This is a genomic window from Acinetobacter sp. YH12040 (assembly GCF_013420005.1).
GTDB lineage: Bacteria > Pseudomonadota > Gammaproteobacteria > Pseudomonadales > Moraxellaceae > Acinetobacter > Acinetobacter amyesii.
This window is the reverse complement of sequence record NZ_VOZB01000013.1, coordinates 46,719-62,146: the sequence shown is the minus strand read 5'-3', so window position 1 is coordinate 62,146 and position 15,428 is coordinate 46,719. Positions and strand designations below refer to the sequence as shown.

Here is a 15,428-nt window from a genome sequence, read left to right as displayed (position 1 = left end):
CCGCACTTTTCTGCGCGTAAAAGTGTAGGCTGAGTTATACTACAGGCAGTTAACAGTCTTAATTGGCGGGAAATGACAATGCAGCGCAACTTACTAAACGCCCTAATAACATGGAAAAATCAACCGGTGCGCAAGCCATTATTGATCGATGGTGCAAGACAAACAGGTAAAACCTATCTGCTACAAGAGTTATTTGGGAATACCTTTGCCAACATCCTTCGTATCGACTTCCTTGAAAACCCTGCCTACAAAGAAGCGTTCGATGGCTCTCTGTCACCTGACGAGCTAGTAATGAATATTGAGTTGTTAACCAACCAAGCGTTCAACCCAGAAACCGATCTGCTGATATTAGATGAAATTGGCGAATGTGAACGTGCCGTTACCTCACTAAAGTACTTTGCTGAAAAAGCACCGTCCTATTTTGTCGCTGCCAGCGGCTCGAATATTGGTTTGCTCAACACCTTCCCTGTGGGCAAGGTAGAACAATACAATTTACGACCACTGACCTTCCAAGAATTTATTTACGCATCCAACGAGCAAGCGCTGATCAAAGCGTTTGATAGTCAAGCAAGCACACCGGCAGTACACACCAAATTGATGGACAAACTCACTGACTACTTTTTTACTGGTGGTATGCCGGAAGCCGTTTCTGCTTGGTATCAGTATAAGGATTCAAGCATTCTAGAGCGTGTTGAAAAAGTCACAAAAATTCATGCCGATTTAGTGGAAGGTTATCGCCGCGATTTTGGTAAGTACGCGGGCAAGGTCGACACCACACTGATTGAATCGGTATTTAATAGCATTCCAGCCCAGCTATCACTTGTCAGCGATGAGTCGGTTAAACGCTTTAAATTTAAGCATGTGCATGAGCGTAAATCTCGTTATAGCGATTTTGAAACCGCGATCCATTGGCTTAACTGCTGCCGCCTAGCTTTGCCAAACTACCCTATTGAAGGATTGCCGAAATCTCCGTTAGCGGCCTATAAAAAAGAAAATATGGTGAAACTGTTTTTGTTTGATGTGGGTCTGCTTAATCATATGCTCGGCAGCAGTTATAAAGAAATTAAGCAACAAAACTATGAATACAAAGGTTATGTGGCTGAAAACTTTGTGCAACAAGAGCTCACTGCCATTGGCGTTGACCCAAGCTATTCATGGAATGACGCCCGTGCCGAAATCGAATTTATTTTGGCGACCGATGAAGGCGATATCGTCCCTGTGGAGGTCAAAAGTGGTAAACGTACAAGAGCAAAATCGTTGGCATCCTACGTTGAAAAATGTACTCCAAGTAAAACCTTTAAGTTAACGGGTACACAAGGCTCATCCGCATTAGAGCAAACCAATATCGTGATGCCTTTGTATTTCACGCAGTATTTACCACAGAGATGGTAAAAGCGCGTTACTTAGACCCCGAGGTCTACACAAAGTGACTTCATAGGTAACAATTTGTAGACCTTTGGTGGGCTTACAACCTTTCAACCAACCCTCAATCGGTTTTTTGCTAACGTCATTTGGCCAGCCTATCGCCTCATCGTTTAAAGCAAATCACTCAAGCGATTTAACAGTGCTTTACGGCTATTATTCGCCACAACAAAGCGCTTAAAACGTTGTTCAAACGCCGCTTCATCAGCTTTGAACTGATAGGCCTCAAACAGCTGATGCAGATAGCGTGATGCCGCATCGTAACCACTGGCGCAAGTTCGATCCGCTTGCTCTTGTGATTGCTGCCAGTAGTGCTCACGTTGATTGTAGATATACGTCAACGCTTTTTCTTTTTCCGCTTTTTCGATAGCTAATTTTTTTGCGAGTGCTGCGGCTTGCTCTTGCTGTAATTGACTTTGCGCTTGCTCAATGAAAGGAGAAATGACGGCGGAAGTTAACCAGTATTGATAGATCTCGTCTGTGTTGACAGGTTCTTTTCGCGTCAGCGCTAAGGCTTGGTGACGGGTTAGCTGGCCTTGCTCAAACAACGTGCGTAATAGCGTGTCTTTCTCTGCTTGCGAGAGATTATGGATCCACGCATCAAGCGTAAGCTGAGTTTGTTTGGCTTGGTGACTGGGTTGTTCGCTCAGCACCATGGCGAGCGCCTTAACCAATGCTAAGGGAATATCATACAGCGCAGCAAACGCCTGCTCCTCTTCCCTGAGGTGCTCAAAATCGAATTGAATTAACGGCACTCGCTCAACGCCATCATTAAAATCAAACGCTTTGAGCCACATTAAGTACACAAGGCGCCAATCCCCTTGCATTAACCCGCCGCGTAAAGCGGCTAAATGCTGGAAAAAGTCGTCAGCATGCTCATCGTCAAAATACTCATCACACTCCTCAAGGGAAAAAATCAGCAACTGCCACTCATCGTTTTCGTGAACATGAAGTCCATCACTTGAAAAGCCAAGTAACGCATCTGGAAGCGTTCCTGCTGGTAGCTTGATGTATACATCGATTGAGCCCCAATCGGCATAGTAAAAACCGATATCAAAGTATTTTAACATCAGCTCAAAAGGCTCGGCCTTTAGATCACTGTAGGTGTAATACACCTGAAAGGCCGTAGCGCTGATCTCGGCACGGCTTGAAATGGCTCTGAGTGCTTGACGTGCTTTAGCATCTAAATACCCATCCAGACGCTCAAATTTATAGTATTGAAATTCGCTCACGGTGACCTTGCTATTTATTTATTGTGAATTGAAAAGTTTGTTTTAACAAAGGCTGTACCTGAATCACTCTGGCGACTTGTTCAGCGTTTATATAACGTCTTGGGTCAATCGTTACAAATCCCCAAAACTGCAAAAATCGCTCAATAAATCGTGATTCGATGAGCATACTTAAGTTTCTTTCTGGCGAGAAGTAATCATCCGTAGGGAATACCAGCAATAGATTAGGGAAAGCTGTCATCACCTCTTTCACAAGCTGCTCCACACTGTTGTGGCTTTGAATACGCCACAGCATAAACAACCAAAAAGTGCGCAAGTCGACATCGTATTCGAAACTGTCCAAATAACCCCAGTTATATTTGCTGATAGCGGCCTCTAACATAGGTTTGAAAAAGGCCTGTATGCCTAGCGCTTGATACTGCTTTTGCGCTGATTTTTTTACATGGTAGCGGCCACTGCGCCGATAAATAATACCGCTAATTTCGGCAAGCACTCGGGTGTAGTGCAAGGCATTAAATTTGTCTTCATTGCTGCCCGAAAACTCGCTGATGCTTATACTACGTTCTAATTGAGCAACGGCAAACTCAGGCAATAACTCACTGGCCTGTTTAACCAACTTAGCCGGTAAGTTGCCTTTACTCGTGGCTTTGAAGGAGCCTTCTTGCGCCATGGCCTCATCAAGAATGAGGGCTAGATAACGCATTATTGGGCTGGCAGAAAGAGAGTCGGGAGTGCAAATTGTCACCCACTTTAATTCATCAAAAGGCGCATAAAGCCAATTGGCCATTTGCGTTGGCGTTACGCCACAAAAATCGGGATGAGGTTGATGATTGCGTTCTTGCACTTTGTGCTGCAAAGCGGCATTGAGTTCATCAAGACTCAAATTTGGGTTCATTGCCAGCATGGTTTCAACATCATCGAAGACTTGGGCATGTTGCTTGGAAACGCTGCTCATACAACAACGTTTAAATTTTTTACCACTGCCACAATGGCAAGGATCGTTTCGGCCGAGCTTCATTACTGTCCCTTCTTATTGTTATAGAAAAAGCGCTGCATTTTCTTGTTTACGCTGCTCCAATGTCTTAGCAATCACGGACATTGTTGTTTTACTGATCCCTTGTTGCTTGGCAAGATACGTAAATTGGCTGATGGCTTCTGCGACTTCTTCAATAACTTGCTTTGCATCATTCCAATTCGCAAAGCCAGCACTAGTAGCAAGTTTTTGCATCACCTTAAGCGATGGCGCTTTGCCATAACCGCCGAAAGCAGTGGCGTGTTCGTTGAATGGATGTGGGCTGTAGGTAACATCGTAAAAAGGTGCAGGGTTCCATTGACCGTCATCCGCTTGCAAAAACGCCCAGTTTTTACTGTGGTCGTCTTGGTTAGACGACAGCAGGTTAAAAACGGCACGGCGAAATTGCAGCTGCCCAGCAGCAGGAGATTTACACAACTGACGGCTGGCTTTGATCAAGTCAATATAATCTAAACTTGGCGTTCGAAAGTCTGCATCCAGCAGCCCGCAAGCGCTGTGCATATGCAAGCGACCTGAACTGCGATTACCGCTTAAACGGGCCTGCTCCGTGACATAATCAAAACGCTTAAGCGCCAACCAGGCAGACGCACCGCTTGTAGTTGGTGCTTCAATGAGTTGCCAGACTGGTGGTTGGCACTTGGCAAGCTCGGCCATTTGCAAATAAACCGCTTCACACAACCCTTCTTCATGCCCGAGCGCGAGATTTTTCGAGGTAAACTTAATCAGCCAAGCCTCATCTCCAGGCTGAGCAAAGGTTCGACAATGCTGAGTTTCCCCTGCAGGCATATAAATCTGCGCCTTAGGCCTTGCTCCACCCGAACTACCACCGGCGACTAATGCGGCCAACACCTGTTGCGTATGCCCATCTAACTCATCGTGATTATCATCCATATAATCTGACATTGAAGCATCGAACAGCGTTTGTGCTTCTAAGCCCAAGGTTGCTAAATCAATGTCCGCGTATGTCGTGGCTGAAAACTCAGACACCGGAGCAAAAGACAGCGCTCCCATGCCTTTATCACCGACAAAGGCCAGTCTATCCATCGCCGTTAATTGATTAGGTAGGATGCCCTTTTGCCGGAAAATACGATCTTGTAACAACATGCCCCAGCCATCGGGCAAACAATCCCCAAATACGCCATGTACACCTTGGTGCGGCGCTTTAGGTGCGGCTTGAACTAGCGTATTCGCTTGCAAGGTAAACGGTGATAAATTGCCAAACTGCTGCAAATAGTCGTCAGTATACTGAAAAAAAACGCCTTGCCGATTCTGCGCCAAGACTCCAACAGATATCTGCTCACCTGAGCTTAGCGTACGAGTAACATTAAGCTTCTGAATCGGTTTAAAACTCATCTTTTAGCACCTCATCAATACTCATGGGTATAGCAGCGCGTTCTTTGCTAAGTTGCGTGAGCTGATAAAGCCTATCTAGCGAATCAAGTGTCTGCCATAGCAACAGCAATTGACGAAATGAAATTTGCCCGGTCAGCTCAAATTTCTTAATGGTGGCCGCAGGTACGCAGCTTCGCTCAGCCAATGCAGCGCGCGACAGCTTTGCCTGCTTGCGTAACTCACGTAAATAAGCCGCATAAGCTTGGCTTACATCGGTATCATCAAGTAAGGTAAAATTCATCCGCAAAGACCAAATGGATACAGTTATATCCATTATAGCGAAATAAAACATAAAGTGGATACTATGATATCCATAATTGCGTAGAGTGTTGAAAAAATCACTCGATAAAGCCCTTCAAAACTGCTATTTTTAGACCCTAACAGCAGCATAAGATTAACCCGTTAGGTCAGGTGGCCTAACTTAAATAAAAAAGTCTCCGACAAACCCGGTACGGTTCAGCCATATATAACTCCATCAACCTGATTTTTTACCATTCGGTTTACCTAATTAATCATCACAAAATTATGTTGGTGATTATTTGGTAAATTTTTAAAAACTTATGTGACCAAAATTAAACGATCTTAATAAACATTAATTCCAATAAAAATATTTTAAAACGTAAGTTATTGATGTTATTGTACTTATATACACAGCAATTTATACAATTTAATGTAAATTATGTTGGTGACTATTGCCAAGGTTGGGGTTTCTTGTAGAGTGGCAACTTCCGCAACACTTTTACCTTCAGAAAGCCAGAGAATAGTTTGGGCACGTTGTCTTTCACGCCAATGTTTTGCATGCTTGGCCAGAAAAATGAGTCATTCTCGCTGTTCTAAACTAAGTGGTACAGAAACAATTCGAGGCATGTGTGAACATCTGTTAACTAAAAAAACTTTTTCGCATGATTAGTTATTTTTGTCAACTTATCGAAATCATAAAGTTTGTCTTCTAAATCGTTTTTAGAAAAAATTTTGCTAGGATGCATGAGGAGTGCAGTGAGAATAGACCATTCCCGATTAGACAACTCGATCGGTTCACCATTAAAGCATACGATGTGCTGTTCCAGGTCCAGTTCCAGCCCACTGTGTGATAATTTCTTATTCATATCTGTCACAGTATTTTTTAAGCCGGCACGTCGGATTAAGGCATGAATACGGGCCAGCAGTTCGTCAAACTCATAGGGTTTAATCAAGTAGTCATCAGCTCCCTGATTCAGCCCATCTACCCGGTTTTGTAATTGATCCCGGGCAGAGATAATCAATACCGGTAAATTCGGAAACTTCTGCCGGATATTTTTTAGCACCAACATGCCATCCATCATTGGCAAACCTAAATCGAGCAGCACAATATCGTAGACCTGCTGCTGTAATTGTTTTAAACCCTCAATCCCATTATTGACCCAGTACACCTCAAACTGATGCAGTTTAAGCAATGTTTCAGTCGACTCGGCAATCATAAAGTCATCTTCAATAATCAGTATTTTATGCATTTCAAGCTCTGTTTTTTAATGATGATGAGCATTGTGCAAGCATATCATTTTTAGCTTCAATCACTTGCGTTTTTATATCCAGCATACTTAATAAGCTGGGGAAAAGATGATCGTGACTGCGTGCCTGTCCGGTCTGTGTTTTTAAACAGTTTAGCTGCAGGGCATTATACTGTTGCCAGGTATCAGAAAACCACATCAGCATTGGGATATGGGTTTGCTGCGTGGGCGCCATGCTATAAGGAGCACCATGCAGGTATAAACCGTGCTCTCCGGTAGATTCTCCATGATCAGACAGATACCAGAAACCGGTTTGATATTGAGTCTGTTGCTTTAAAGTTTCAATGATCTCGGCAAGAACATGGTCTGTATATACAATCGAATTATCATAGCTATTCTTTAATTCTTCTGTACTGCAGCCCTGAATGGCATTGGTATTACAGGTCGGTTGAAATGGCTGATATGGTGCTTTGGAGCGCTTGAAATATGCGGGGCCATGACTGCCCATCTGATGCAGTACAATTAACTGCGGTTTCGAGTTGTTTTTATCCAGATGCGCCAGATAATCTTTCAGGCTATCCACCAGGATTTCATCAAAACATTCACCACCAGCATCACACCATCTCTGTTTCAGTTGGGCTGGAATCTGGTATTTTTGTACGCGGTCACAGGCACCTTTACAGCCCGAATTATTATCAATCCAGGTCACCTGATAACCGGCCCGCTGAGCAATATCCAGCAAACCTTCTCGGTGGCTAGCCAACTGTTCATTATAGTTTTGACGTGTCATCCCTGAAAACATACACGGTACTGAAACAGCTGTGGCAGTTCCGCAAGAACTGACTTGATTGAAATTAATTATCGGTAACTTGCTCAGTTCAGGATTGGTATTGCGTGCATAACCATTTAAAGCAAAACTCTCGGCACGTGCAGTCTCCCCAACCACCAGCACCATCAATTTGGGTTGTTTCTGTATTTGAGCCTGCTGCAGCAGATGGGCATCTTCACCATAAGGAATCAAAGGCAAATTGGCTTTAGGTGCTTTCTTTTTATAGTAGGATACGGTGGATGCAATACTATTTTGCGGGGAAATCATGCCCTTCAGATCGCGGTGCTCGCGGAAGATGGCTGCATAATCGACATAAAAACAGAATAACAGTCCTAGAATCAATACGGCCGAAAACAGACTGCTCAGGCTTTTATGCAACAATTGACGCCCGAAAGATGCAGGCTGAATGTTCAGCATCCAGACGATACACAAAGGAAAAATCACAAAGACCAGCGTCCAGATCACCAGCCGTATTGACCAGAGATCACGGACTTCCCGGGCATCGGTCTGCAGCATATTCTGGATCTGGTCCGGCGTAATAACAACCCCCAGACTATTGACAAAATAAGCACTAAAACCGCCCAGAATGATCAGCACACTGGCCAGTATCTTGGCATTCCATTTCCAGTTCAGCCACTGCAAGACCAGATTGTACAAGCCGATAACTACCAAGACTGTAGCCGCCAATAATGCGTCTGCCTTGAGGTTGGTATAAGGCGTCAGTTGATGGATTTTCTGATAGAAAGCAAAGTTTAAGACCAGTCCCAGCCAAATGGCGAGTAACAGGTTGAAGCGTGCAAGGCTGAGGGGTTTGATCTGGCGTAGACCGGGAAAAGAAGGCAGCTTAAGCATTTTTTTTAGTTCAAAGACTTTAATATGCTTTAGCCTAAAATTTGAATCTTAAAAATGACTTAAAATAATCTGAGAGCTACAAAAACTTATACATATTTTGATTTCAAATCAAATCTGATAAAACCAAAAATGCAGCCCAAGCACGTTGGGGAAAATCCGCAAGTAATGCTCAAGCAAATCATGAGCACAGCCCGAGTATTACTCAAGTCATGCTTGAACCAGGCCCTGGACTGCCACCATTCTCCTAGACAAATTTCGTCTATTCTTTTTGCATAGGAGAGAACATTATGAGTGGACAACGATATACGCCAGCATTTAAATTAAATTTATAAATCAATATGATAAAATCTATTTTTTTGACTATCGTTTTAATAAATATTCAATTTTTTGAAAAATTCAATTCTGACAATCAATCCTCCAACTGCATTTGCACGTTGTAAAGTAATCTTGCCTAAATGAGAGTCAATAATCTGCTTCACAATAGATAATCCCAGACCACTTCCTACTACAGAACTGGCTTGATTTATTCTATAAAAACGCTGAAATATAAATGGGATTTGTGCTTCATCTAGACCTATGCCGTTATCTTCAACCTGTATAAAACTACCATTTCCAATACTTCCACAACTGACTTTAATAATAGGTTTATGTATTGAACTACGATAAAGAATGGCATTTTCGAGTATATTTCTCAACATAATTTCCAACTGATCTGACTGCCCCCAAACGCACACTGAGGTGAGATGCAATTGTAAGTCTACACCTGCTTTTCTGAACTGAATACCCATCATTTCAACTGTACCTTTAACAATATCTACCAAATCAATATTGCTTTTGTTTTGTGTGGCATTCGGTTCAAGCCTCGCTAATGTAAGCAACTGAGTAATCATTCTTGATGCTTTGTCTACTCCTGTAATAATGTCCTGTGCAGCTTCCTTAGACTCCTCATTGGAACGTGCATTTTGAAGTACTTGGGCATGTAAGCGTATAGCAGCTAATGGTGTACGGAGTTCATGAGCGGCATTTGAGGTAAAACGTTTTTCACGTTGCATACTTTCAGCAATCTCACTAAGTAAGGTATTTAAAGAGCTCACTAAAGGTTCTATTTCTTTCGGTACAACTGGCTTAATTGGATTTAAATGTTCAATGGATTGTTTTTCTAAGTTTTGACTAATGCTATATACAGCCAATAAATGACGACGGATCGTGCAAATAATCAACCATAATAATAATGGCAAAAATATGATTGAAACCAAAATCAAAAACAGCAACATATCTTGCTGAATATCTTTTCGAATTGTCCAAACCTGCGCAATTTGTACCTGTATTGTATGCGTACTATCCCAAACAGAATAACTACGATAAGTATTATTATTCAGTTTAATCCAACCAAAATTATCTTGCTGAACAAATGGCTGTGTTTCCACACCAATAGAACGATAAATTAATTGTCCATCACGATGCCAAATTTGAAATACAATTTGGTCATAATGCTCACCCTTAGCTTTTTCAATCACTGTATGCTGCGGTACTTTTCCATCTAGGGTACTTAGAGTCGTAGACAATAAAGCATGAGCAGTTTCTGCTAATGACTTATCAAAAATATTATTGGCAGTGTTTTGCATTCCCCAATAAATACTTCCTAAACTACCCAACCAAACGCTAGTGGTAATTGCCAGTAAAATTATAGATAAGCGCTGGGTTAATGAATAGCTGCGAATTGGATCAGCCATTTAATGCTGTTCATCCATGATATATCCAAAACCTTGTACTGTACGGATAATATTTTTACCTAATTTCCGACGCAAGTTATGAATATGGACTTGTACAACATTACTACTCACATCAACGTCATAAGCATAAAATGAATTTTCTATATTTTCACGCGAAATTACACGACCACGATTGAGAGTAAATAACTCCAATAAATGAAACTCTTTATGTGTCAACTCAATTTCGACTTGATTTAACAGTACTTGTTTACTCGCTTTGTTAATACTAATATTTCCAACCTGAATTAGGTCCCCTACCTCTCCTGAAATTCGGCGTAATACAGCATGAATCCTTGCTACGACCTCATGTAAATCATAAGGTTTAACAACAAAATCATCAGCTCCTGCCTCTAGACCTGTAATACGATCATCAACTTGATCTTGAGCAGTCAGAATAATAATTCCAACTTGATTCTTTTTGCGACGTAGTGATTTTAAAATTTCAATCCCATTTCGATCAGGCAAACCTAAGTCTAGTAGAATAAAGTGATAATGATAACTCACTAAAAAATGGTACGCTTGCTCTGCTGTGCTCGCAATGTCAACTACAAAGCCCATTTGATCTAGACCACGTGCAGTTGCTTTTGCCAACAAGCTATCATCTTCTACCAATAGAACTCTCATAACACCTTTTTCTCTTGCTTACCAAACTACAGCGCAAATTTATAATCCCTACTATGCTCGTAAATATTACTGTTAAATTCTATCCATCTCATGTAAAGGCCACAATTGATGAGAATCAAGTAATAAGGAACTCATACTTTCTGCATAATCTACTTTAGCTTGATCGACTCGGCTACGTGCTTCAATCAATTGCTGCGAATGCAACAAAAGCTCATTGAGATTCAACTCACCTAATTTATACGCTTTTTGCATCAAGTGATGTTGTTGTTGCAACAGTTGTAAGTTTTCTTGCGCCTTCGTATTCCGTACAGTCGCTGACTCCATTTGAATCACCCACCCCTGTATTTCTTGACGCAGACGTTTTTCTACACGCAATACCTCCAAATCCGCTTTTTTTGCTTCTGCCGCTGCCATTCCTGAAGCAATACCGACTTGTCGCGCAGTCAAAGGAATTGAAACACTAACCCCTAATAAATTCTCCTCTCCCGATTGCTCCCTACTGTAACCAAAACCAATCGTAGGATCTGGCAGTCTATTAAGCTGCTCTCTTTTTAATACTGCGTATTGCTGTGTAGCTTGCATCCTTACGAGTGCTAACTCATGATTAACTGACAAAATTTTCTGTACCCACTCTGCTTGACTATACTGTATAGGGCTAGGCTGTATAACATCGCTGCTCCACTGTTCAGGGATCTTTCCTCTATAATCGCGGGCCAACAATTGCTGAGCTTGAATATATGCAGCTTTAGCTTGCATATATTGTTCCTCAAGTTGTTGGTACTCATTCTTCAAGAGCATTAGCTCAAGTCGTGGTGCATCTCCTGCTCGAATACGTTGTTCAGTCACTTGGATAAATTGCTGAATTTGATCCAGCTGTTCTTGCAGTCGCTTCAAATGCAATGTGCTTCGCATATAAGCAAACCAACTATTTAACAACATTTTAGATGCTTGATGTTGAGCATTCTCATACTTCAGTTCTGCAATACTTGAAATACGTTGTGCTAGATCTTGATCTAGCCGGTATTTATTAGGCAAACGTATTTGTTTTTCTATCCCCAAACTAGGTTCATAACTATTGGCTTGTTTTCGCTCTAGTTGTGTATCCGTCTTACGTACTTGCATACCGGCTGTAACAGTCCACGGATTTTGCCCTACTTTTAATCCTTGTCGGGCAAAGTCTGCATAATCTTGCTCTGATATTGCAGCACGCACATTCGGATGTTCTACTAGACTCTGTTGTACTGCTTCAAGTGGTGGCAAAGCAGCTTCAAGTTGAGGTTTTGCAATTGCTGTCGAAGCCACTGTAAAACAATAGCCCAACCCAAACAGATACCAAATTTGGCCTAGAAGTGTTGATTTAAATTTGATATTTAATGTCATTAGTCAAGTGCTCCTTGGCTCATATAACCAGAAATTAATGTAGGTATGACCCAATAAAAACAATCACTTGATTTAAATTTTTGCTGAATATGCGCCAAAACCAATGATACAGATTCGTGTTGTACAATCAGCAATATAAGATTCCGTTCAGTTGCTCCGCGAATTTTTTCCTGAACATTACGATAATGTTGGCGATTACCAAACCCTTGTGCGTTGACACAAGTACACCCTGAAATCAACTCAGGAATTAACCACAAATGCTCCATAAGTTCTTCAGCAATATCAGAGGACACGTTAATAGAGAGTTGGCATATTTCAGACATGATGATCTCGCGCTAAACCAAATTTTTTAAACAAGTTAGGAAGTAAAATCAGAGTCAGCAAAGTACAAGAAATAAGCCCTCCAATCACAACTATCGCCAATGGACGTTGAATCTCGGCACCAGGGCCAGTAGTAAATAACAATGGGATCAAACCTAAAGCTGCAATACTCGCGGTCATCATGACTGGACGTAAACGGCGCATAGCACCTTCACGAACAACTTCCTCAATTGCAACACCACGAGAAATCAGTTGATTAAAATAACTAATCATCACTAAACCATTCAGTACAGCAATCCCCATCAAGGCAATAAAACCAACTGATGCAGGAACAGATAAATACTCACCTGTTAATGCTAATGCAAATACTCCACCGACTAACGCAAAGGGAATATTGACGAAAACCAATACGGCTTGACGCACCGAACCCAAAGTCGTAAATAGTAAAAAGAAGATCATTGTTAATGCAGCAGGTACAACAAGCATTAAGCGAGCAGCCGCACGTTGTTGGTTTTCAAATTGCCCCCCCCATTTGAGTGAGTAGCCGGTTGGTAACTTGACTTTCTCTGCAACCAATTGTTTTGCTTCATCTACAAAACTAACTAAATCACGATCACGTACGTTGGCACGTACCACTGACATTCGTGATGCATTTTCACGATCAATTTTTACGACACCCTCAGTCTTAACCACTTCTGCTAAAGATAACAATGGCACTGCAGCTGCATTCTCAATTGGCAAGGCAATATTGGAAAATTCAAAACTCGACTCTCCCAAACGTGGATCCCCTTTCATCATTAATGGAACAGGGCGCCCCTGTTCAATAATGGAACCTATTTCTTTGCCTTCCACGAGCATCTTGAGTTGGGCTTGAACATTTTGACTGTCCAATTGATTTCGTATAGCCATATCACGATGGATTCGCAGCTCTTGATACTGTACTCCCGAATTTTCGAGTGTCATGACATCTTCATTGCCTTCAATGCCTTGTAGAACTATTGCAATTTGCTTTGATAAATCATTAAGCTGGTCTAAATCACTTCCAAAAATTTTGACAGCCAAATCTCCTCGTACTCCAGACAACATTTCTGAAGTGCGCATCTCTATGGGTTGACTAAATGTTAAGTTCACGCCAGGAACATCTTGAAGTACAAGACGAATTTTTTCTAAAATTTGCTCTTTATTTTTGACTTGCCATTGCGTTTGTGGTTTTAGCACAATGAAACTATCTGTTTCATTTAACCCCATAGGGTCTAATCCCAATTCATCAGAACCTGTACGTGCCACAATTCTTTCAACTTCAGGCACTTGTTCCAAAATACGTTTTTGAATATCCAGATCTAATGCAATTGAGTTTTGTAAGCTAATCGAAGGGATTTTTTCTAACTGTAAAATAGTATCTCCCTCATCCATGGTTGGCATAAATGACTTTCCAATGAATGGGAAAATCAATGCAGCCAGAAGTAAGGTACCACCTGCTAAGACATAAATCTGTTTAGGATGGGCTAAACTCAGATTCAAAAGTTTTCGGTAACCAGTTTCTAATTTAGCTACTAAAAAGGGTGTGTGATGTGCTTTCGGTTTTAGAAAGAATGAACACAGTACAGGAATCACTGTCAAAGAAAAAATTAGTGAACTTGATAAAGCAAATACAATTGTTAAAGCCACAGGTGAAAAGAGCTTCCCTTCCAATCCTTCAAGCGTGACCAATGGAATAAACACTAACATAATAATGATCATGCCTGCTGTGACTGGTACTGCAACCTCAGACACTGCGCGGTAAATCATATTTAATGGCGGTAAAAAAGAACGTTGCGGTGACTCTTTTGCTTCAGCAAGTTGCATTTCAATATTTTCAACCACTACAACTGCAGCATCCACTAATAAACCAATCGCAATCGTCAAACCACCTAAAGACATTAAATTGGCACTTAAACCAAAATGGTGCATCATCAAAAAAGTACTTAGTGCAGATAATGGTAAAACTGCCGCAACCACTAAAGCAGACCTTAGGTTTCCTAAGAACAATAAAAGTAAAATCAAGACTAAGACAATAGCTTCTAATAACGTTTTACTTACGGTATGAATGGCTCGGTTTACCAACTCACCACGATCATAAAATGGTTCAATCGTTGTACCCTGTGGCAGAGTTTTTTCAATGTCGGACAAATGCTCACGAACATGTTGAACGACTTGACGTGCATTCGCACCTTTTAAAGTTAATACAATACCTTGGACAGCCTCACCTTGGCCATTTTCAGTCACTGCACCATAGCGTGTGAGTGCTCCAGTATGTACCTGTGCAACATCTTTAACCCGCACCAATGTTCCTTGATGGCTAGAAACAATAATATCGCCTAACTCTTCAAGGTTTCTGACGCGGCTATCGCTTCGGATCAGTAATGACTCTCCATTTTCATTAAGCCGCCCAGCACCATCACTGGCATTATTTAGCTCGATTGCCTGTTGTAGCTGTGTTAAAGATAAGCCTCGTGCCGCCAGGGCCTCTAAATTAGGGGTCACTTCAAATGTACGAACAAGTCCCCCCAAAGCGTTAACATCGGCGACCCCTTCAATTTTACGAAGTTGTGGACGAACCACCCGATCAAGTAGAGTTCGTTTTTCCATATCACTGAGTGGCCCATGTAAGGTAAACATAAAAGATTCACCTAATGGGGTCGTCATGGGTGCAATTCCACCTGACGTACTACTTGGTAATGCAGACATCACATTACTTAAACGTTCATTCACCTGTTGTCTAGCCCAATAAGGGTCAGTGCCTTCAGCAAAGTCTAATGTGATAATCGCAATCGCGTATTTAGATTGCGAACGCATTACTGTCTGATGAGATATTCCCAACATTTCTTGTTCAATGGGTACAACAATACGGCTTTCCACCTCTTCGGGCGTCATGCCGGGCGATTTCATCACAATTTGTACTTGCGTACTTGACACATCAGGAAAAGCATCAATTGGTAGTTTCGTAAAAGCAATGTAGCCTGCCACACTGATCGCCAATGTGAGCAATAATATTAAAATGCGCTGACTAAGTGAAAAGGCGATAAGACGTTTTAACATATGTCTCAC

General features: G+C 41.7%; 11 protein-coding genes and 2 pseudogenes. 1 reads left to right on the top strand and 12 read right to left on the bottom strand.

All coding sequences use genetic code 11. The annotated features are described in order from the left end of the window. Positions 1-78 precede the first annotated feature (78 nt). Positions 79-1,392, top strand: coding sequence for an ATP-binding protein (locus FTT99_RS13875; protein WP_070153175.1), 1,314 nt, complete (start codon positions 79-81; stop codon positions 1,390-1,392). A 143-nt stretch (positions 1,393-1,535) separates the two neighbouring features. Here FTT99_RS13875 and FTT99_RS13870 read toward each other — a convergent pair whose 3' ends face one another. The 12 genes and pseudogenes from FTT99_RS13870 to FTT99_RS13815 all read right to left on the bottom strand — a co-directional run bounded on the left by FTT99_RS13870 (position 1,536) and on the right by FTT99_RS13815 (position 15,419). After that, positions 1,536-2,654 carry a hypothetical protein gene (locus tag FTT99_RS13870; RefSeq protein WP_154320131.1) on the bottom strand — a complete coding sequence of 373 codons (1,119 nt, stop codon included), beginning with the start codon at positions 2,652-2,654 and terminating at the stop codon, positions 1,536-1,538. A 10-nt stretch (positions 2,655-2,664) separates the two neighbouring features. After that, positions 2,665-3,669 carry a YecA family protein gene (locus FTT99_RS13865; RefSeq protein ID WP_070153169.1) on the bottom strand — a complete coding sequence of 335 codons (1,005 nt, stop codon included), beginning with the start codon at positions 3,667-3,669 and terminating at the stop codon, positions 2,665-2,667. Positions 3,670-3,687: 18 nt separating this feature from the next. Further along, a complete protein-coding gene (locus FTT99_RS13860; RefSeq protein WP_154320132.1) occupies positions 3,688-5,037 on the bottom strand; it encodes a type II toxin-antitoxin system HipA family toxin in 1,350 nt (449 codons plus the stop codon). Next, complete coding sequence (locus FTT99_RS13855; RefSeq protein ID WP_070153163.1) at positions 5,027-5,317, bottom strand: helix-turn-helix transcriptional regulator; 291 nt, start codon at positions 5,315-5,317, stop codon at positions 5,027-5,029. The genes FTT99_RS13860 and FTT99_RS13855 overlap by 11 nt, the downstream gene beginning before the upstream one ends. A 467-nt stretch (positions 5,318-5,784) precedes the next feature. Further along, positions 5,785-5,892, bottom strand: a pseudogene (locus FTT99_RS13850) (helix-turn-helix domain-containing protein); the annotation flags it as partial. 110 nt (positions 5,893-6,002) lie between these two features. Beyond that, positions 6,003-6,566 (bottom strand): annotated as a pseudogene (locus tag FTT99_RS13845) (response regulator transcription factor); the annotation flags it as partial. Between the two features lies 1 nt (position 6,567). Continuing rightward, positions 6,568-8,244, bottom strand: a complete 1,677-nt coding sequence (locus tag FTT99_RS13840; protein WP_154320133.1) for a phosphoethanolamine transferase — start codon at positions 8,242-8,244, stop codon at positions 6,568-6,570. Positions 8,245-8,612: 368 nt separating this feature from the next. Next, positions 8,613-9,977 carry an ATP-binding protein gene (locus tag FTT99_RS13835; RefSeq protein ID WP_004974307.1) on the bottom strand — a complete coding sequence of 455 codons (1,365 nt, stop codon included), beginning with the start codon at positions 9,975-9,977 and terminating at the stop codon, positions 8,613-8,615. Next, positions 9,978-10,640, bottom strand: coding sequence for a response regulator (locus tag FTT99_RS13830; protein WP_154320134.1), 663 nt, complete (start codon positions 10,638-10,640; stop codon positions 9,978-9,980). Between the two features lie 72 nt (positions 10,641-10,712). Next, positions 10,713-12,020 carry a TolC family protein gene (locus FTT99_RS13825; RefSeq protein ID WP_004974304.1) on the bottom strand — a complete coding sequence of 436 codons (1,308 nt, stop codon included), beginning with the start codon at positions 12,018-12,020 and terminating at the stop codon, positions 10,713-10,715. Next, entirely contained in the window at positions 12,020-12,343 is a 324-nt protein-coding gene (locus FTT99_RS13820) for a DUF3240 family protein (RefSeq protein ID WP_004974301.1), read from the bottom strand. The genes FTT99_RS13825 and FTT99_RS13820 overlap by 1 nt, the downstream gene beginning before the upstream one ends. Beyond that, positions 12,336-15,419: an efflux RND transporter permease subunit gene (locus FTT99_RS13815; protein ID WP_004974298.1), complete on the bottom strand. Its 3,084-nt coding sequence runs from the start codon at positions 15,417-15,419 to the stop codon at positions 12,336-12,338. The genes FTT99_RS13820 and FTT99_RS13815 overlap by 8 nt, the downstream gene beginning before the upstream one ends. Positions 15,420-15,428: the final 9 nt, after the last annotated feature.

Bases quoted from the DNA above. Each gene is read 5' to 3' on its own strand.
- FTT99_RS13830 (WP_154320134.1), bottom strand. From the start codon at position 10,640: ATGAGAGTTCTATTGGTAGAAGATGATAGCTTGTTGGCAAAAGCAACT.
- FTT99_RS13860 (WP_154320132.1), bottom strand. From the start codon at position 5,037: ATGAGTTTTAAACCGATTCAGAAGCTTAATGTTACTCGTACGCTAAGC.
- FTT99_RS13825 (WP_004974304.1), bottom strand. From the start codon at position 12,020: ATGACATTAAATATCAAATTTAAATCAACACTTCTAGGCCAAATTTGG.
- FTT99_RS13875 (WP_070153175.1), top strand. From the start codon at position 79: ATGCAGCGCAACTTACTAAACGCCCTAATAACATGGAAAAATCAACCG.
- FTT99_RS13855 (WP_070153163.1), bottom strand. From the start codon at position 5,317: ATGAATTTTACCTTACTTGATGATACCGATGTAAGCCAAGCTTATGCG.
- FTT99_RS13820 (WP_004974301.1), bottom strand. From the start codon at position 12,343: ATGTCTGAAATATGCCAACTCTCTATTAACGTGTCCTCTGATATTGCT.
- FTT99_RS13815 (WP_004974298.1), bottom strand. From the start codon at position 15,419: ATGTTAAAACGTCTTATCGCCTTTTCACTTAGTCAGCGCATTTTAATA.
- FTT99_RS13840 (WP_154320133.1), bottom strand. From the start codon at position 8,244: ATGCTTAAGCTGCCTTCTTTTCCCGGTCTACGCCAGATCAAACCCCTC.
- FTT99_RS13835 (WP_004974307.1), bottom strand. From the start codon at position 9,977: ATGGCTGATCCAATTCGCAGCTATTCATTAACCCAGCGCTTATCTATA.
- FTT99_RS13865 (WP_070153169.1), bottom strand. From the start codon at position 3,669: ATGAAGCTCGGCCGAAACGATCCTTGCCATTGTGGCAGTGGTAAAAAA.